Source organism: Streptomyces sp. NPDC102467 (genome assembly GCF_044765445.1).
Lineage (GTDB): Bacteria > Actinomycetota > Actinomycetes > Streptomycetales > Streptomycetaceae > Streptomyces.
Genome location: NZ_JBIWKA010000015.1, coordinates 1 through 18,711, shown reverse-complemented (window position 1 = coordinate 18,711; position 18,711 = coordinate 1). Strand labels below are relative to the sequence as shown.

16 protein-coding genes are annotated in these 18,711 nt (G+C 72.2%); 4 read left to right on the top strand and 12 right to left on the bottom strand.

The annotated features are described in order from the left end of the window. Positions 1-8: 8 nt before the first annotated feature. The 9 genes from ACIREE_RS29235 to ACIREE_RS29195 all read right to left on the bottom strand — a co-directional run bounded on the left by ACIREE_RS29235 (position 9) and on the right by ACIREE_RS29195 (position 9,932). Positions 9-1,892, bottom strand: a complete 1,884-nt coding sequence (locus tag ACIREE_RS29235; RefSeq protein WP_404158456.1) for a DUF2264 domain-containing protein — start codon at positions 1,890-1,892, stop codon at positions 9-11. Then, complete coding sequence (locus ACIREE_RS29230; protein WP_404159081.1) at positions 1,889-2,869, bottom strand: hydroxyacid dehydrogenase; 981 nt, start codon at positions 2,867-2,869, stop codon at positions 1,889-1,891. Before ACIREE_RS29230 ends, ACIREE_RS29235 begins: the two co-directional genes overlap by 4 nt. Positions 2,870-2,892: 23 nt before the next feature. Further along, a complete protein-coding gene (locus ACIREE_RS29225) occupies positions 2,893-3,765 on the bottom strand; it encodes a carbohydrate ABC transporter permease (protein WP_404158453.1) in 873 nt (290 codons plus the stop codon). Continuing rightward, positions 3,762-4,745 (bottom strand): carbohydrate ABC transporter permease, encoded by a 984-nt coding sequence (locus tag ACIREE_RS29220; protein WP_404158450.1) that lies wholly within the window; start codon positions 4,743-4,745, stop codon positions 3,762-3,764. Before ACIREE_RS29220 ends, ACIREE_RS29225 begins: the two co-directional genes overlap by 4 nt. 31 nt (positions 4,746-4,776) lie before the next feature. Then, the gene (locus ACIREE_RS29215; protein WP_404158446.1) at positions 4,777-6,120 is read right to left on the bottom strand and encodes an ABC transporter substrate-binding protein; all 1,344 of its coding nucleotides are present in this window, start codon (positions 6,118-6,120) and stop codon (positions 4,777-4,779) included. Between the two features lie 103 nt (positions 6,121-6,223). After that, on the bottom strand, positions 6,224-7,366 hold the full coding sequence (locus ACIREE_RS29210) for a substrate-binding domain-containing protein (protein ID WP_404158443.1): 1,143 nt from the start codon (positions 7,364-7,366) through the stop codon (positions 6,224-6,226). An 86-nt stretch (positions 7,367-7,452) separates the two neighbouring features. Further along, a complete protein-coding gene (locus ACIREE_RS29205) occupies positions 7,453-8,265 on the bottom strand; it encodes an arylamine N-acetyltransferase (RefSeq protein WP_404158441.1) in 813 nt (270 codons plus the stop codon). A 10-nt stretch (positions 8,266-8,275) separates the two neighbouring features. After that, positions 8,276-9,574, bottom strand: a complete 1,299-nt coding sequence (locus tag ACIREE_RS29200; protein WP_404158438.1) for a cytochrome P450 — start codon at positions 9,572-9,574, stop codon at positions 8,276-8,278. A 100-nt stretch (positions 9,575-9,674) separates the two neighbouring features. After that, on the bottom strand, positions 9,675-9,932 hold the full coding sequence (locus ACIREE_RS29195; RefSeq protein ID WP_404158436.1) for a hypothetical protein: 258 nt from the start codon (positions 9,930-9,932) through the stop codon (positions 9,675-9,677). 112 nt (positions 9,933-10,044) lie between these two features. Between ACIREE_RS29195 and ACIREE_RS29190 the strand changes: the two genes are divergently transcribed. Beyond that, on the top strand, positions 10,045-10,788 hold the full coding sequence (locus ACIREE_RS29190; RefSeq protein WP_404158434.1) for an MgtC/SapB family protein: 744 nt from the start codon (positions 10,045-10,047) through the stop codon (positions 10,786-10,788). A 50-nt stretch (positions 10,789-10,838) separates the two neighbouring features. Here ACIREE_RS29190 and ACIREE_RS29185 read toward each other — a convergent pair whose 3' ends face one another. Genes ACIREE_RS29185 through ACIREE_RS29175 form a run of 3 tightly spaced genes read right to left on the bottom strand, consistent with a single transcriptional unit; the run spans position 10,839 to position 15,876 of the window. Next, positions 10,839-12,584 (bottom strand): ABC transporter ATP-binding protein, encoded by a 1,746-nt coding sequence (locus ACIREE_RS29185; RefSeq protein ID WP_404158432.1) that lies wholly within the window; start codon positions 12,582-12,584, stop codon positions 10,839-10,841. Next, complete coding sequence (locus ACIREE_RS29180; RefSeq protein ID WP_404158430.1) at positions 12,581-14,383, bottom strand: ABC transporter transmembrane domain-containing protein; 1,803 nt, start codon at positions 14,381-14,383, stop codon at positions 12,581-12,583. Before ACIREE_RS29180 ends, ACIREE_RS29185 begins: the two co-directional genes overlap by 4 nt. A 38-nt stretch (positions 14,384-14,421) precedes the next feature. Further along, entirely contained in the window at positions 14,422-15,876 is a 1,455-nt protein-coding gene (locus tag ACIREE_RS29175; RefSeq protein WP_404158428.1) for a cytochrome P450, read from the bottom strand. 154 nt (positions 15,877-16,030) lie between these two features. Between ACIREE_RS29175 and ACIREE_RS29170 the strand changes: the two genes are divergently transcribed. The 3 genes from ACIREE_RS29170 to ACIREE_RS29160 all read left to right on the top strand — a co-directional run bounded on the left by ACIREE_RS29170 (position 16,031) and on the right by ACIREE_RS29160 (position 18,621). Next, positions 16,031-16,657, top strand: coding sequence for a TetR/AcrR family transcriptional regulator (locus ACIREE_RS29170; RefSeq protein WP_404158425.1), 627 nt, complete (start codon positions 16,031-16,033; stop codon positions 16,655-16,657). A 78-nt stretch (positions 16,658-16,735) separates the two neighbouring features. Continuing rightward, positions 16,736-17,191 (top strand): MarR family winged helix-turn-helix transcriptional regulator, encoded by a 456-nt coding sequence (locus ACIREE_RS29165; RefSeq protein ID WP_404158422.1) that lies wholly within the window; start codon positions 16,736-16,738, stop codon positions 17,189-17,191. Then, a complete protein-coding gene (locus tag ACIREE_RS29160; protein WP_404158419.1) occupies positions 17,188-18,621 on the top strand; it encodes an MFS transporter in 1,434 nt (477 codons plus the stop codon). The genes ACIREE_RS29165 and ACIREE_RS29160 overlap by 4 nt, the downstream gene beginning before the upstream one ends. Positions 18,622-18,711 lie beyond the last annotated feature (90 nt).

Genomic DNA, 18,711 nt, shown 5'->3' with positions numbered 1-18,711 from the left:
GCGCACCGTCACTGGACCCGCAGCGGCTCGAACCCGACAACGGTCTCGAAACCATCGGCCCAGCGCACTGTCAACTCCCCGCCGATGACGGTCACTTCGCTCACCGCCTCGGCGAGCGGCTCGCCGGACTCCCCGCCCAGGGAGGCCAGGGCCACGAGAACCACGGTCCCCTCGACACCGGCGGAGAGCCGGGGCATCCGCACCCACGGCTCGTACGCCGTACCCTCCGGAGCCCGCACCCGGTCCCCGCCGTCGTCCCAGCCGTGCACCCCGACCAGCTCCGAGCGGAGCGCCTCCGTGGCCCAGCCGGTGAGCGTCGCCCGTGCTCCGTGCGGGGCGCCGACGACCCGGTGGATCCGCAGCTCGTGGCGGCCCCGGACCACGGTCACGTTCTCCACGCGCAGACCCGGCACCATCGGCGGCCCGGACGCGAACACGGGACGGTGCCAAGACGCGGCCCAGCCCCATCCGTCGCCCTGGCCGGCACCCAGCGGGTAGATCCTGCGCCGGGTGCTCGTGGCGCCGCCGACCTCGACGGCGAGCTGGTTGTCCGCGGTGTTGGCCCGGGACGTCGGCCCGGTGTGCGTGGAGTACGCCTGGCGGACGTAGAGCGCGTCGTCCTGGGCCGCGAACTCGCCCTCGTGCGGCCGGACATGGTCACTGCCGTGGTTGTGCAGGCGGACGATCCCGTCGGCCTGCGTCGACTGCACGAGCAGCCCCGGCGCCGGCAGCGCGAGCACCCGGTCGGGGCCCTCGCTCGGGGCGGGCTCCTCGGTCGCGGTCCACAACGGGTCGCCCTCGGGTGCGAGCAGCGCCACGAAACCCTTCGACGCCCAGTACGGGGACGCGGGCCCGGAGTACGGCTGGAGCGTGGCGGCGTGCGGGCCGTGCCAGCCCAGGCTCAGCAGGCCCTGGTCCGTCACGCCGCCCCGGTCGAGGAAGTAGCGCAGGTTGCCGCTGATCAGGCGGCGTGACGTGCCGGGTGTCAGCGGCGTGTGCCCGGTGACCGCGCCGGCGCCGATCGCCGCCGACGCGGCGAAGCGGTAGGTGAGCGAGCGCCCGAAGTGGATCGGCGCGCCGTCGCCGCCGAAGAGCAGCGAGAAGCTCTCCAGGTGCTCGCGCAGCCGGGGGCCGAAATGGGCCGCCGATGCCGTGTCGCCCGACAGGTGCGCGTGCAGCATCGGGTACAGGTGCAGCGCCCAGCCGTTGTAGTGGTCGAAGGCTCGTCCGTCGCCGTCCTGGTACCAGCCGTCGCCCCGGTACCACGTCTCCATCAGGCCGAGTGCCCGCTCCATGGCGCGCGCCGTGGCTCCGTCGCCGCGTCCCACCGAATCCAGGAACGACGCCACCATGAAGGGGAAGAGGTACCAGTTGTTGGGGGCGGGCGTGTGGGTGATCGCGCCGCGCAGCCACTTCTCCGCCCGGTCCTGTACGTCGCTGTCGAGCCGGTCCCACAGCCACGGCCGCGTCAGCATCAGGCCGAGCGCCACCGATGCCGACTCGACCATCGGCTGGCCCTGTACGTGGTGGTCGAGGATCAGCGGCCACGACTCGGCGTCGTCGGCGCCGGGCGTGCGGGTGCCCGCGGTGAGGCCGCTCGCGTAACGCTCCAGCCAGCCGTGCGGATCCTTGCCGTCGGCGCCCGCGACCCGGAATCCGGCGGCCAGGAACGTACGGGCGAAACCTTCGAGGCCGTCCGAGCGGACCCCCGACGCGGAGGGGCGGCCCGGCAGGTCGAGCAGGGCGCCCTGCGGGGTGGCCCAGCGCCAGGCGGCGCCGAGCAGTCCGTCGGCGACGGCTTCCCAGTGGGCGCGGGTGTATCCGGTGTACGGGCTCAACGCCCGGTTCTCAGGGGGAAGTTCGAACGGGATGGTCACACCGGGAACGGTCATGCCAGGAACGCCAGCCTTTCGCGTCGTACGGGATGGGCGAATCCGTCGCCCGCGGCCCACCGCGCCACTTCGCCGACGGCCGTGTCGGCGAGCCGCTCCCACTCGCTGCCCTGCGAACCGGCGAGGTGCGGGGTGATCAGAGCGTTCGGGCAGTCCCACAACGGGTGCTTCGCGGGCAGCACTTCGGGGTCGGTGACGTCGAGCACCGCCCGGATGCGGCCCGCGCGCACCACGTCGGTGAGCGCGTCCTGGTCGACGACGGCGCCGCGCGAGGTGTTGATGAGCGTGGCACCGGGCCGCATGGAAGTCAGGAGGCTGCGGCTCACCAGTCCGCGCGTGGCGGGAAGAAGCGGCGTGTGGACGCTCAACAGGTCGCTACGGGTGAAGAGTTCGGGCAGCTCGACCCACTCCACGCCCAGCTCGGCGGCCTCTGTCGGGGTGACGTACGGGTCGTGCAGCAGGACTTGGAAGTCGAAGGGCCGCAGCAGTTCGACGACCCGGCGGCCGATCAGCGACGCGGACAACAGGCCCACGGTGCGACGGTAGTTGCCGACGTCGTGCGACGTGAGCAGCCATGCGTCGCGGGCGCGGTCCTGCCGGAAGTCGCGGGCCCGTTCCAGGACGTGCTTGCCGTGCAGCAGGATCATCGCGAGGGTGTACTCGGCGACCGGCAGCGCGTTGGCCGCGGCCGCCGAGGTGACCTCGATGCCCCGTTCCCAGCAGGCGTCGGTGACGTGCCCGCGCACCGAACCGGCCGCGTGCACCACGGCCTTGAGGTGAGGAGCCGCGGCGAGGACGTCCGCGTCGAGCCGCGGGCACCCCCACCCGGTGACGAGGACGTCGACCCCGGCGAGGATCTCCTTGGCCCGTACGGTCGTCAGGTCGTCCAGGACGGGCAGGGGCGCCAGGTCGCAGACCTTCGTGAGCGCGGCCACGGACCGCGGCGTGAAGACGGCCGCCGCGGCCTGGGGGGACATGGCCAACGCCACGCGAGGCTTGCTCACTTGACCGCCCCCGCCGTCAGGCCGGACCGCCAGAAGCGCTGGAGGAAGATGAACGCGAGGACGAGAGGAAGGACCGCGAGGAGCGAGCCCATGATCACCACCGGGTAGTACTCGGGAGAGACGGTCGCCTGACTGTTCCACTGGAACAGGCCCAGGCTCACGGGGTACAGGTTCTGGTTCGACAGCATGACCATCGGCAGGAAGAAGTTGTTCCAGATGGCGGTGAGCTGGAAGAGGAAGACAGTGATCAGACCGGGGCCGAGCATCCGCAGGGAGACCCGGACGTACGTCGTCAGCTCACCGGCGCCGTCGACGCGTGCCGCCTCCAGAACCTCGTTCGGTACGTAGCCCTGGGCGAAGATGCGGCCCAGATACACCCCGAACGGGTTGAACAGGACGGGGATGAACACCGACCAGAAGGTGTTCACGACGCCGGTCGCGGAGGCGAAAAGGTACAGCGGCAGCGCGAGCACGGTCTGCGGCACCATGACCGCCGCGAGCACCAGGCCGAACAGCTTCTCCTTGTGCCGGAAGTGGTACTTGTCGAAGGCGTAGCCGCAGGCGACGCTGATCATCGCGCCGATCGCCGCGCCGAGGACCGCGTACAACAGGCTGTTGCCGTACCAGCGGCTGTAGAGACCGCCGTCCATCGCGAACAGGTCCTTGACGTTCTGGACGAGCGAGAAGTCGCTGAACGACAGGATGCTGCTGCTGAACAGGGCGTCGCGGGACTTCGTCGAGGCGAGTACCAGCCACAGGGCGGGAAGGACCGTGTAGAGGACGGAGATCGCGACGACGACATTGACGGTCGCCCGGCCCAGGAGCCGGGGGCGCAGCAGGGTGGACCTGCCCATCTCGGCAGTGGTCATCGGGCGCTCTCCTCGTCCGAGTTGACGCGGTTGGTCCAGCGCGTGACGCCGTAGGAGACGACGATCGTGATGATCAGGAGGATCACCGACGCGGCGGCCGCGAGCGAGTAGTTGTTGCGGCTGAAGGCCGCGTCGTAGATGTACATGCTCGGCGAGAACCGGGCATCGACGACCTGCGAGCCCGCGCGCAGCAACATGGGTTCGGTGAACAGTTGCAGCGCCCAGATCAGCGTGAACATCGCGACCATGACGATCGAGGAGCGCACCAGCGGTGCCTTCACCTGGAGCGCGGTACGCACCGGACCCGCCCCGTCGACCACCGACGCCTCCAGGACCTCCCGGGGGACCGCCTGCAGGGCCGCGTAGAAGATGACCATGTTGTAGCCGAGGTTGCTCCACACCGCGATGTTCACGATCGAGGGAATCGCGGTGTGCAGGCCGAGGAAGTTGACGGTGATGTCGGCCTTGCCGAGCACTTCGATGATGGGGCTGATGCCGGGGGTGTAGAGGTACAGCCAGATCAGCGCGGCGATGATGCCGGGCACCGCGTGCGGCAGGAACAGGCCCAACTGGGCCCAGGCACGCAGGCGTACGACACCCGAGTCGAGCAGGAGCGCCAGCGCCAGCGAGCCGATGGTCATCACCGGGATGTAGATCACGCAGTACAGCGCGACCGTGCCGAGGCCGGAGAGGAACGACGGGTCCGTGAGCACGGCGGCGTACGAGCGCAGGCCGACGAAGACCGTGCGCTCCGGGCCGAAGCCGAGTCCGGGCTGGTCGTCGCTGAAGAAGCTCAGCCAGACCGCGGTGCAGACCGGGATCAGGAAGACGAGCGCGAGGAGGACGAAGAACGGGGCCATCAGGACACCCGCGGCGCCGCCCCGGCGGCGCTTGGCCGCACGCTGCGCCTTGCGCCGGGAGCCGTCCGCCTCCCGCGGGGGCGCGGCGGCCGTCGCGGGTGCATGGGTTGTCGCGGTCATGGGACTCACCTGCCTTTCGGGGTGCGGACGTTCACGTGGAGTGCTGGGTGGTCTTGAGGCCGAGTGCCTTGAGGTCGGGCATCGTGCCGTCCTGCGCGGCGCGCATGGAGGACTCGATCGTTCCGGAACCCGCCGCCGCGCGGGCGAAGGCGTCCGACATCACCTGCCCGGTCGCCGTCATCCGAGGGCCCCAGACCCAGCCGTCGCTGATCTTCTGGGCCTCCTTCTCGAACAGCGAGTAGATGTCCTGCCCGCCGTAGTACGAGCGGTCGAAGGCGGCTCGGCCCTCCTTGATCAGCTCGGTCACGGCCGGGTACTGGCTGCTCGCGCCGCTGGACAGCCGGGCCTTGATCGCGTCGGGGCTGGAGACCTGCCACTCGATGAACTCCATGGCGGCCTCGGGGTGCCTGCTGTCCTTCGTGATCGCGAAGGTCGAGCCGCCCTGGGTGCCGAGTGCGGGCTTCGCCGGGTCCCACTGGGGCTGCGGGGCGATCCGCCACAGGCCCTTCTGCGCGGGGCGCGCGTTCATCTGCGCCCCCGCGTCCCAGGCGCCGCTGTGCCGGGTCAGGACGAGGCCGTTGCCGACCTGGGCGTCGGCCTCGCGGCTGTTGGGGGGATTGACGTAGACGAGGTCCTCGTCGATGAGGCGCTGCCAGTACCGCGACACGCGGCGCGTGGGCGCGTCGGCGAGCGACACGTTCCAGGCGCCCTTCGACGTGTCGAACCAGTGCGCGCCGGCCCCCCAGCACCAGCCCGAGAACAGGCCCATGTCCGTGGAGAAGAAGGTCGCCCTGCGCTTGCCGCCGGTGCGGCGCACGGCGCGGGCCAGATCGGTGTACTCGTCCCAGGTGGTGGGGACGTCGAAGCCGTACTTGTCGAAGAGGTCCTTGCGGTAGTGCAGCACCATCGGCTCGACGTCCAGGGGCACGCTGTACGTGCGCCCTTCGAACGTCGTCAGGCCGAGTGCCTGCGGCAGCAGTTTGGCCTTGAGCTTGTCGCTGATCGCATCCGTGATGTCACGGGCGACGCCGTCGATCGCGTAGCCCGGGACCTGCGGGTACTCGATCGTGGCGACATCAGGTGCGTTGCCCGCGCGGGCCGCGTTGCTGAGCTTGAGGTATCCGCCGGAGGTGCCGGAGGGTATCTGCTCGAAGGCGACCTTGATGTGGTCGTGCGTCTTGTTGAACTGGTCCACCACTTCCTGGCTGCCGCGCAGCGCGGACCAGAACGTGATGGTGGTCTTGCCTTTGGTACCGGACGTGCTGCTGCTCCCGGATGACGCGCTGTCGTTTTCGCTGCAGGCGCTCAGGGCGCCCGTCAGTGGCAGCGCGGTGATCGCGGCGAGCATGGATCGACGGCTCTGTCGACCAGGCATGGGCGCCTCCCGCGGCTCCTGCGTGTTCGAGTCACGGGAATACTGATCGGCTGAGCGGACCTGGTCAATAGATCGATCAGAAGAAAATTAAACGGTCAAACGCTCACGCCGGGGGAGTAGTTGGTGCCGGGACGGCAGGGGCGGCCGGAGCCTGCGTCGAGCCGCGCACCATGAGCGCCGGGAGCAGCTCCATGCGGCGCGCCGGAGCGTTGGAGCCACCGGGGGTCCGGTCGTCGATCCGGCGCAGCAGCAGCTCCGCCGCCGCCCGCCCGACCTCCGCCTTGGGTGGTGACACCGCGGTCAGCGGGGTGCTGCCGAGACCCGCGACCACATCGTCGTACGCGATGGCGGAGCAGTCCTCCGGGACCCGCACCCCGCTGTCACGCAGCGACTGCACCAGCATCAGCGCATCCACGTCGCCGTGCAGCACGGCGGCCGTCGCGCCCAACTCGTCGAGCAGAGCCGGGAGTTCGATCGCCCTCTCCGCGCTCTCCGCCTCGGGGTCGGGAGCCGCGCCGGGCGAGCTGAGGGCCACCGCCCACGTGTCGACGTCCGGGTGGCCGGCCGCGATGTCCGAGAAGGCCGCACGGATGGCGCGCGCCGTCGGACTGTCGTCGCGCGCGGCGAGCACGATACGCCGGTGACCCAGGCCCGTGAGGTGCTCGACGGCGAGATGGATGCCGTACCAGTGGTCCGTGCAGACGGTGTCCAGGGCGTGCAGCGCGCTCCCGCGCCGGGGCCTGCGCTCCATGACGACGGCCGGCACGTCCAGACGTGCCAGCCACGCGTAGTCGGCCTCCTCCGTGGCGCGGCTGCGCCAGCGCGGCGCGATCAGCAGCCCGCGCGCGCCTTCCGCCAACGCCCGTTCCACGATGGGTTGTTCGGCGCCCGGGACGGTCGGCGCGATGTGCAGCGCGATACGGATGCCGACCTCCTCGAAGGCGGTCCGGGCGCCGTGCACGGTCTCGTACAGATAGGCGTGCCGCTCGGGCACGACGACCGCGACCGGGCCGCCGTCCGCCGGCGCCGGCGCCGGGGCAGCGGCCTGCTCGGTCTCGGTCAGGACCGGGCGGGCCACCCCGTGGCCGCGGCGCAGCTTCCCCTCGCGGGCCAGCTCCTCCACGTCGCGTCGGAGCGTCACCACCGACACCGCGAGCTCCGAGGCGAGATCGCTGACCCGGGTCGCGCCGCGCGACCGCACGACGGCGAGGATCCGCTGCCGCCTGAGATCGACCGGTTCGCGCATGCTGATGGCCCCCTCGCTTCTGCTGTTCGTTTGAGCGCTTCACTGAGCGCTTCGACGGCAGCATAACCAGCGGGCGGCGGGCGGGGTCAGCCTTCGGCGATGTCCGGTTCCGGCGGGACGCGGTCCAAGGCGATGCCGAAGTGCTGGTCGTAGGCGTCCAGGACGGCCGCGTCCGTGGGCAGCTCGGTGCGCGTGCGCTCCGCGCCCACGGTCGTGGTGAGCGTATGACCGCTGAGAGTGATCCGGCCGCCCTCGGTCAGCAGCGAACAGACCAGTGACCGGGTGAAGTGGGAGGCGGGTGAGGTGCGGTGGTACCACGCGCCCGCGGTGAAGTCTCGCAGGGCGCGCGGGCGTTGATCGAGCAGGTACTGCGGCTCCCCGTCGCGCAACACGAGCAGGTCGCCCTCGGCGGCCTCCTCGACGCGGAAGACCCCGCCGGGCTCGCTCTGGTCGCCGCGTTCCTCGTAGGCGAGAGGGAAGTGAGAGTGCGTACCGAAGCCGACGTCGGCCAGCCAATCCTCGCCCTCGGTGTCGCGCACACGCAGCGCGAGGTGGTCGTACGGGATACCCGGCCGGCCGCCCTCGCCCACGCCGCGCGCCTGCAGGAGCGTCACCTCGAAGCCGAGGGCGTCGAGCAGCGCGGCGAACGCGCCGTTGAGCTCGTAGCAGAAGCCGCCGCGCCGTCGGTCGACCAGCTTGGCGACGAGCGTGTCCGTATCGAGCGTGATGTCCTCTCCCAGGTGTACCGAGAGGTTCTCGAACGGAACGGTCCGCAGATGCGCCAGGTGCAGGGCGCGCAACGCCTCGGCGGTCGGCGCCGCCGGACGGGCAGCGCCGATACGGGCCAGGTAGGCGTCGGTGCGGGTGCGATTCAGTCGGGTGGGATGCGGATGATCCATGCCGACATTGTCACCGGTTCTCCGCGTCGGGCCCCGGCCGCACCGGCAGCCGCCGGACACTGTTGCCGACGAAGCCGGCGTGTGCGGGCAGCTCCTCGTCCGGCACGGCGAGATCGAGGTCGGGGAACCGGGCGAACAGCCGCTCCAGGGCGACCGTCGCCTCCAGCCGGGCCAGCGGCGCGCCCAGGCAGTAGTGCGCCCCGTGCCCGAGGGAGAGGTGCCGGGTCTTCGCCGGGCGGGTGACGTCGAAGCGGTCGGCGTCCGGGCCGTGGGCGGACCGGTCGCGGCCCGCGCCCGAATATCCGGCGAGTACCGGGGTGCCCTGCGGGATCACCGTGCCGTCGACGGTGAGGTCCCGGGTCGGATAGCGGAACGGGAAGTAACTGACCGGGCTGTCCCAGCGCAGCGTCTCCTCCACGACGTCCGTCCACGTCACCGTCCCGGCGCGCACCAGCGCGAGCTGGTCGCGGTGCCCGCACAGGGCCCGCACCGCGTTCGTCACGAGGTTCAGTGTCGTCTCGTGCCCGGCGATGACGAAGAGGATGAGCGTGCCGATCAGCTCCTCCTGGCTCAGCCGGTCGCCGTCCTCCTCGCGCGCCGCGATGAGAGCGCTGGTGAGATCGTCCCCCGGCGCCTTCGCCCGTGCCGCCACCACCTGGGCGAGCGCCGCCACCATCTCCTTGTTCGCGGCGAGGGAGTCCTCAGGTGTCGTGTCCGTGGCGACGACCTGGCTCGACAGATGGTGCAGCCGGCCCCTGAACTCCTCGTCCACCCCGAAGAGTTCACAGATGACGCGCATCGGCAGCGGCAGCGCGAACCGGGACCGCAGCTCGACCACGCCGTCGTCGGCCGCCGCCTGCCGGGCGACCCCGTCGAGCAGTTCGTCGACGAGCCGCTCGATCCGCGGCCGCAGCCCCTCCACCCGCCGGACCGTGAACGCCCGGCTCACCAGCGAGCGCAGCCGCCGGTGGTCGTCGCCGTCGGCCGTCGTCATCCCGCGCACCGTGGCGAAGGTGCGCAGCGGCCAGCCCGGCGGTATCCGGTCCTCGGCCAGCGCCGTGAAATGACGGGCGTCCTTGGCGACGTCGGGGTGCGCAAGGAACTCCTTGAGCGCGTCGTGGCCGAGGACGAGCATGCCGGGCACGTCACCGGGGAGTACGACCGGGGCGACAGCGCCGCGCTCCATCAGTCGTGCGTTGCGCGCGTGCGGGCAGCCGCCTGCGGGGTCGATGCGGTGCGCGACGGGGTTCGCGGCGTCAGTGCCGGTGCCGGTGCCGGTGTCGGGGAAGTCGGAGGGGGAGGGGGTCAAGGGGGCTCCTGACAGGTCGGGTGACGAGCACAGGGGAGTGCCTGGTCCTGACCGGTCCCGACCGGCCCGTCAACTCCCCCAAGTGCGACGGCTTCGGATCCTACGGTGCCTGCGGCCCGAGGCCCAGGTCGTAGATCCGATCGAGCAGCCACTGCTCGTTGCCCGCGAGGCCCGCCCGGTGCAGCGCCTCGTCGGCCTCCGCGATCGGCACGGCGAGCACGGACGCGGTCGCGGGCGGTTCGGTGCCGGAGAGCGCGGCGCGTGCCGTGTGCAGCAGTCGCAGACAGGCCTGCGCCGCGGCCACCTCGTGGTTCTTCGCCTGCCGGCCATGGTGCTCGACGTTCCTGGTCCCGTTCATGGTTCCCACTCTTGCGCACGGGTCTGACAATCCGTCTCCAATGGTGCGGGACTAGCCTCGTGAGAGCCCCGGGGCACGTTCCGGGGCGAGAACGGAAAGGAGGGTTCCGCTGGTGACGTCGCTCGCAGTGCCCCTGTTCGACCCCGCGGCGGGCCAAGGCCTCCGGCAACTCGCCGAGTTGGGTCTCGCGCTGGTCCTGTCCACGCTGATCGGCGCGGAGCGTGCCGTGCAGCAGAAGAGTGCGGGGCTGCGCACGCACACGCTCGTCGGCGTGGGCAGCGCCCTGTTCATGGAGGTCTCGCAGCACGGATTCAACTCCGTCCTGGCCCTGGAGGGAGTGTCGTTCGACCCCTCCCGGGTCGCGGCGCAGATCGTCTCCGGTATCGGGTTCATCGGCGGTGGACTCATCTTCGTACGAAGGGATGCCGTACGGGGTCTCACCACCGCCGCGACGGTCTGGCTGACCTGCGCCATAGGGATGGCCTGCGGTGGCGGCCTGCCGCTGCTCGCTTTCGCCGCGACCGCCTGCCACTTCCTTGTGGTGCGCGGCTACCCGTGGCTGACCCGGCGCGTCCCGGCCCTGGTCACGGAACGGCGCTCGGGCCTGCACCTCGCCTACCGGGTCGGCAGCAGTGTCCTGACCGGCGTTCTTGAGGAGTGCACGAGGCGGGGCTTTCGCGTGGTGGAGTTGCGCACCGACCGCACCGAATGGGAGCAGGGCCCCGACCGCCCCGGCACGATGGCCGTCCGCATGGAGATCGAGGGTGCAGCCGACGTGCCCGAACTCGTCGCGGTACTGGCCGAACGCGACGGGGTGCTCGATGTGGCGTCCATGGAGTCGGCGCCGGACGAATAGCGGGGGCCGCCGACGAGCGAGCCCTGGCCCCGTGCGCTGCCCCTCCTGCGCTAGACCTCCCCGTGCCACGACCGCCACAGCGCCGCGTACGCTCCGTCCGCCGCCACCAGGTCGTCGTGCGGGCCGAGTTCCGTCAGCCGGCCGGCCTCCATGACCGCGACCCGGTCGGCGTCGTGGGCCGTGTGCAGGCGGTGCGCGACGGCTATGACGGTGCGGCCGCGCAGCACCGCCGCGAGGGCGCGCTCCGTGTGCCGGGCCGTGGCCGGGTCGAGCAGCGCCGTCGCCTCGTCGAGGACCACGGTGTGCGGGTCCGCAAGCACCACGCGGGCCAGCGCGAGCTGCTGCGACTGAGCGCCGTCGAGGCGCAGGCCGCCCGCGCCCAGCTCCGTGTCGAGGCCGTCCGGGAGGCCGTCCGCCCACTCCGCGCCGACGGCGGCCAGCGCGGCTGCGAGGCGGGCGTCGTCCGCGTCGGGCGCGGCAAGACGCAGGTTGTCACGGACCGGGCCGAGGAAGACGTGGTGCTCCTGCGTGACGAGAACGATGTGCCGCCGCAACACCTCGGGTGCCAGTGCGGTCACCGGGACACCACCGACGTCGACCCGGCCGGCGCGCGGCGCGTCGATGCCCGCGAGCAGCTTGCCCAGCGTCGTCTTGCCGGCGCCTGACGGGCCGACCACGGCGAGCCGTTCGCCCGGCCGTACGGTCAGGTCGAGGCCCTGGACGACGTCGTCGCCGTCCGGGTACGCGTAGTGCACGCCGGTCAGTTCGATGGCGTCGCCGACCGGCTCGAACTCGTAGGACGCTGTCCCGCGCGGCTCCCCGCCGATGCCCTCGACGCGCGCGAACGAGGCGCCGGCGCTCTGCAGTTGCTCCACCCAGAACAGGATCGTGTCGAGCGGTCCCGACAGCTGGCGCAGGTACAGCGCGCAGGTGACGACGGCGCCCAGGCCGATTGCGCCGTGCGCGTGCAGGGCCCCGCCCGCCAGGAGAACGGCGACGACGGGGACGGCGTACGAGAAGTCGACCGAAGGAAACAGGACGCTGCGCAGGAACAGGGTGCGCATCCGGGTGTGCCGGCTGTGCCCGACGGCGCGTTCGCACGCGTCGATCCGCCGCGTCTGCAGTTGGAACGCCTCCACCGTGCGGGCGCCTGACGCCGTCGCCGCGAGCTGTTCCGCGAGCTGCGAGTCGGCCTCGCCCTGTTCGAGATACGCCGCTCGTGCCCGGCGCAGGTACCAGCGGACCGTCACCGGGATGCCCGCAAGGCAGACCAACGACAGGGCGCCGAGCAGCGGCTCGACGACCCACACGGCGCCGGTGAGGAACAGCGCCTGGGCGAGTGACACGAGCACGTCCGGGCCCGCGTCGCGCAGCGCGCCCGCCACGGCCGCGACGTCGTTCGTCCCCCGGTTGGTGAGGTCCCCGGGGCCCGCCGAATCGACCACCGACGCGGGCAGCGCCAGCGCCCGGTCCACGAACCGGTCCCGTACGCGCGCGGCGGTCCGCTCCCCGAACCGGTGCCCCACCAGACGCGCCCACCGTTCGAACGCCAGTCGTGCCACCGCGCAGCAGAGGATCACCGCCGCCAGCCGGTCCACCTGCCCGACGGAGGTGCCCGCGCGCACGTCGTCGACGATCCGCCCCAGCAGCCACGGTCCGACGATCCCGGAGCCGGCGGCGAGGCAGTTGAGCAGCAGCAGGCAGGTGAACGCGCGACGGTCGGTACGGATCAGCTCCAGGGCGGCGCGGCGTACCGTCGCCCGGTCGGCGACGGGCAGGGACGGCGACCGGCTCATGCGGCGCCCCCGCCGGCCGTCGGCACCTCGTCCGTTCCGCGGGCCATCAGGCGCCGGTACTCCGCGATCCCGGCGGTCGCGGTACTGCCGGTGTCCCCGGTGCTTCTGGTGCTCCCGGCGAAGAGTTCGCGGTGGCGCCCCACCGCCCGCACCGCGCCGTCCACCAGGAAGCACACGGTGTCGGCCCGGTCGAGGAGGAGCGGCGACGTGCCGGTCACCAAGGTGGTGCGGCCGCGCCGGGCCGTGCGCAGTCGCTCGGCGACCCGGGCCTCCGTGTGCGCGTCCAGCGCCGAGGTGGGTTCCACGGCGAGCAGGATCTCCGGGTCGGCCAGCAACGCCCGTGCCAGGCGGACCCGTTGGCGCTGGCCGCCGGAGAGGTTGCGGCCCTGCGCGAAGAGTTCGGAGTCGATACCGCGCGGGAGCCCCGCGAGCACGTCGTCGGCCGCCGCCGCGTGCAGGGCCCGTGCCACCGCCGCGTCGTCCGGGGCCTGCCGCCCCGCCACCGTCTCCCGCAGCGTCCCGTGGAACAGGTCGGCCTCGGGGTCGGCGACCAGGATCCGGCGTCGCACCTCCACCAGGTCGACCGCGTCCAGCGGCACGCCGCCCCACGTCACGGTCGACGGCGCGAACCTTGCCAGCCGGTCCACGACGGCGGTCGCGTCCTCGGGGCGCGCCGACACCAGCGCGGTCAGCAGGCCCGGCGCCACCGACACGCCGGAGACCGGGTCGTACAGCACCGCACCCTCCGGCGGCACGGACGCTGCGGTGCGCCGCCCGTCCGTCTGCGGCGGCAGCGACAGGAACCCCAGCACCCGGCGGCCCGCGACGAGCCCGCGCCCCAGGTCGTAGCCGCCCTCGATGAAGAACTGCACCGGCACCACCAGCATCGCGACATACCCGTACACGGCCACCAACTCGCCGACGGATAGCGCCCCTTGAGCCGCCATGCGCGCGCCCAGCCACGTCACGCAGGCGAGGAACAGGGCCGGGAGCCCGACCGCGAGCGCCTGGATCCAGCTGATCACCCGCGCCACCCGGTACCCCTCCTCGCGCAGCCGCCGTGTGTCGCGTCGCAGCCGCCGCGCGTAGACGTCCTTGCCGCCGAGCCCGGCCAGCACACCGAGCCCGCCGACGAGGTCCGCGAGGTGTGCGGCGAGTACCCCCTGGCGGTCCCGGTAGCCGGACTCCGCGCCCTGCAGCCGGGTCAGCAGCGGGCCCAGCGAACCGGCCAGCAGCGGTACCCCCAGCAGGACCACCACCGCGAGGAGCCCCGAGATGGACAGGAGCAGCCCGGCCACCACCCCGTACGCGACGACCGCGCCGACCCCGGGACCGGCGATCGTCAGGGTCTGGCTGATCCGCGCCACGTCGCCGGAGCCGATGGTGACGACCTCGCCGGCCGCGACCCGGCGCGGCAGTACGGCGCCGAGCCTGGCCGCGTGCCGGGTGACGAGCCGCGTCGTGCGGAAGGTGGCGTCCATCCTGACGCGGGTCATCGTGCGGTGCCGCATCATCGCGAGCCACGCGTTGACCGCGCCCACCGCGGCGAGCGCGCCGCACCATCCGTACAGGGCGCGGGAGTTGCCCGCCCGGAGCCCGTCGTCGATCGCCCGCGCCAGGACATAGGGCGGCAGCGTGAGCCCCACCATCCACAGGCTGCCGAGCAGCGCGCCGGCCGCGACCCGCCCCCGCTGCCGCATCATCAGCCACCAGAAGTAGCGGAGGGGACCCCGCAGATCCGGTGTGCCGGGGTCACGTCCGGGCGGCTCCGCGGCAATGTCCTTGTACGTGACAGTCATCGACGCACCCTATGAGGGCGCCGACCCCGCCGGAAGACTCAGCGCCGCGTCAGGCGCAGCCGCAGATCGCGCGGCATCAGCGTCAGCCGCTCCGCGATCCTCAACTGGTACCCCGGCTCCGCGTGCAGGTCGTAGCGGCGCAGCAGCAGGCCGAGCACCAACATGGCTTCGTGCAGGGCGAATTGTCGGCCTATGCAGGCCCGGGCGCCCGTGCCGAACGGCTTGAACACGTGCGCGGGGCGCCCCCGCACCGCCTGCGGCGCGAAGCGTTCCGGGTCGAAGGACTCGGGGTCCTCGCCCCACGCCGCCGGGTCCCGGTGCAGCATGGTCGTCAGGACCAGCGCCCAGGCGCCGCGTCGCATCGGATGCGTCCCGCCCAGCGTCGTGTCGGCGACCGCCTCCCGCGCGAACGCCGGAGCAGTCGGCCACAGCCGCAACGACTCGTCGAGGACCCGCCGCAGATACCGCAACTTGGCGACCTGCTCGTACGCGGGCACGTCCACATCCCCCCAGACCCGGTCGACCTCTTCCTGCGCCTTCGCGAGCACCGCGCGGTCCTGCGCGAGGTAGTGCAGTGCGAACGACAGGGCGCCCGACGTCGTCTCGTGCCCGGCGACCAGGAAGGTGATCACTTGGCGGCGGATGTTCTCCGGCGCGAGGCGCTCGCCCGTCTCCGGGTGCGCCACCTCCAGCATCCGGTCGAGCAGATCGCCGGGGCCGCCGCCGGACGCGCGGCGCGCGGCGATCACCTCGTCGACCGCGTGGTTCAGGTAGGCGCGATCCGCGGCGTTCCGTTTCTCCGCGCCGCGCAGCAGCATCGAGAGCAGCGGCGGCACCACGTTGCGGCGCTGGGCGAACGACAGGGCGCCCACCATCGCCGTCACGAACGGATGCGGCCCCTCCCGGTCGAAGTCGCGCTCGAACGACCCGAAGTCGTGCCCGAAGCCGGTCCGCGCGATCGTCTCCAGGGTCAGCTTCGTCATGTCCCCGGGCACGTCCACCGCCTGCCCGGCCGCCTCGCTCGCGTCCCACGCGGCCGTCAACTGCCCCGCCACGTCGAGCATCAGCGGGTGGTAGCCCGCCATCGCCTCGCGGCTGAAGCCGGGGGCCAGAATGTCGTGCGCCAGCTGCCAGTTGGGCTCGTGGTTGTACGCCGTGAACAGTCCGTCGCCCGCCACCGGCCGCAGATTGGCGACCCCGAGCCCGACATGCTTGGCGAACCGGGACTCGTCCGCGAGCTCCGCTGCCAGCCCGGCGCCCGCCACGAAGACGATCTCCTTGCCGAACCCCTTGCGCCGGAAGATCGGCCCGAGCTCGGCCGCTATGCGCATCGAGTCTTGCAGCGGCGTGCGGACATTGGCGCCCACCACGTCACCGATCAACGGCACCCGGCGCGCCGGGCGTGGGATCCGGTCCAGGCGCGGCCAGCCCTGCTCGGCGCTGCGAAAGCCCCGTGGCAGCACGCCCTCCGCCGTCTGCGTCACCTGCGCCATCGTGCCCATCTCCCTTGCGCGAGCGGCCGGTTGGACCCGTACCTGCGCCTTGTTAGACGTGGATTCAATAATGCGCCACAGTGTGGTCCCGCTGTTGAACCGGCGTCAAGTAAGACGTCGGGCGAGGGGAGGGAGGTCCAGTAGGGTGCCCCGCATGAGCGCAGAGCGAGGGGGAGCGCGGACGTCGGGGGAGCGGACCCGGCGCAGGCTGAGCACCGAGGAGCGGCGGGAGCAGCTGCTGTCCGTCGGGGCCAGGCTGTTCGCGCAGGACCCGTACGACGACGTCTGGATCGAACAGGTCGCCGAGATCGCCGGTGTCTCGCGCGGTCTGCTGTACCACTACTTCCCCACGAAGCGGGATTTCTTCGCCGCCGTCGTCCGCCGTGAGAGTTCCCGCATGCTGCGGCTGACCGCCGCCGTCCCCGGAGTCCCGGTGCGCGACCAGCTCGGCACCGGCCTCGACACCTTCCTGGAGTACGTCGCCTCGCATGCGCAGGGCTTCAGGGCCTTCCACCGCGCCGAGGCCGCGGGCGACCCCACCGTGCGCACCGTGTACCGGGAGGGGCTCGCCGCCCACGAGGCGCAGATCATGGCCGCCCTCGCCGCCGACCCGCAGCTGGTGGGCAGGCTGCCCGAGCCGGCCGCGCTGCGCCTTGCCGTGCGCGGCTGGCTCGCCTTCCTTGTCGCCGTCTGTCTGGACTGGCTGGACGAGCCGGAGCTGACGCGCGCGCAGGTGCGCGATCTGTGCGCGCGGGCCCTGCTGGGCGCGCTGGCCTGCTGAACGGTCCCGGTCGCGCGGCCCGGAGTCGGTCGCAAGGAAAACTTGCAAGGCTGCCTGTCTACCTCCTACGGTGGAGATATGTCAGGAACGCAGGACCCCGCTGCCGCCGAGCTTCCCACCGAGCGGATCGCCGCCGATCTCGCCACCGTCGTCGGGCGACTCTCGCGCCGGCTGCGCAGCGCGTCGCCGGACAGCCTCCTCACCCCCACCCAGCGCACGGTCCTGGCCCGCCTCGACACCGAGGGCCCCGCCACCACCGCCGCGCTCGCCCGCTCCGAGTACGTCCGGCCGCAATCCATGCGCCTGACGATCGGCGCCCTGGAGGAGCAGGGCTTCGTGGCCCGCTCCCCGGACCCGAACGACGGGCGCCAGTCCGTCATGTCGATCACCGACAGCGGCCGCGCCACCCTCGCCTCCGTACGCGCCGCCAAGCACGGCTGGCTCACCGAGGCACTCACCTCCGAGCTCGACGCGGCCGAGCGGCACACCCTCGCCGAAGCGACCCTGCTCCTCGAGCGGCTGGTGCAGAAGTGAGCGGTGACGCGCGCGAGACAACCGCCGCATCCGTCACCGCCCCTCCGGAAAAGGCTCAGGAGACCGCTCCTGAGCAGCCCGGATTCCACACCCGGCTGACCGCCCCGCTGCTGCTCGGCTCGCTCCTGAACCCGCTCAACACGACGATGATCTCCACCGCCCTGGTGGCGATCGGGCACGACTTCGGGATCGGCGCCGCCGACACGGCCTGGCTGATCTCCGGTCTCTACCTCGCCAGCGCCGTGGCCCAGCCCGTCCTCGGCAAACTGGCCGACGCCCTCGGCCCGCGCCGCGTCTTCCTCGCGGGCCTCGTCGTCGTGTGCGCCTCCGGAATCGTCGGCCTCCTCGCCCCCGCCTTCGGCTGGCTCATCGTCTCCCGGGTGCTGCTCGGCATCGGAACCTCCGCCGCCTACCCCGCGGCGATGGCCGTCCTGCGCGACGAAGGGCGCCGCGTGGGACGCCGCCCGCCGCGGCCCGTCATGGCCCGGCTCTCCTTCGCCGCGCTCGGCAGCGCCGCCGTCGGCCCGACCCTCGGCGGACTGCTCGTCACGGTCGTCGGCTGGCGGGGCATCTTCGCGGTGAACGTACCCGTCGCCGTCGTCGCGTTCGTCTGCGCCCTCGTCTGGATCCCCGCCGACCCGCCGCGCGGCACGGCCGGCGAACCGGCGCCCAGGCTCGCCCTCGACCCCCTCGGCATCGGCCTCTTCTCCACGGCTCTGACCGTGCTGGTCTTCTTCCTCCTCGACCTCGCCCACCCCATGTGGTGGCTGCTCGCCCCCGTCGTCGTCCTCGCGGCCGCACTGCTGTGGTGGCAGCTGCGCTGCCGCACGCCGTTCATCGACATACGCATGCTCGCCGGGAACGGCCCGCTCGCCCGCACCTACCTCCGCCACGGCCTGAGCTACCTGCTCATCTACTGCGTCATGTACGGCTTCACCCAGTGGCTGGAGGAGGGGCGGGGCTACTCGTCCGGACACACGGGTCTGCTCATGCTGCCGATGTCCGTCGCCGCGCTGGTCTGCTCCCTGCTCGGCGCCCGCACGAAAGGCATCAGGGCCCCGCTCACCGTCGCCTGCGTCCTGCTGACCGCGGGCGCGGGCCTGCTCACCGTCGTCTCCGGGCACACCCCGCTGGTGGTGCTGCTCCTCGCGGGCGCCTGCTTCGGCATCCCGCAGGGCCTCATCGGCACCAGCAACCAGGCAGCGGTCCAGGAGTACGCGCCCGCCGCCGACATCGGCTCGGCCGCCGGTCTGCAACGCACCGCCCAGTACATCGGCGCCATCACCGCCTCCAGCCTGATCGCCCTCGCCTACGGGCAGCGCGCCGACGACGGCGGCCTGCACCTGATGGCCGGCGCCTCGGTCGTCCTCGGTGTCCTGCTCGTGGTGGTCACCGTGACGGACCGGGCCCTGCACCGGGCGGCCCGCTAGTGTCCCGCGTCGGAGATCCGTCGTTAGTTTGTGTATGACTGCTTCTGCGGATGTGCCGGTGCCTCGTCGTGGTCCGAAGTTGGAACCGTT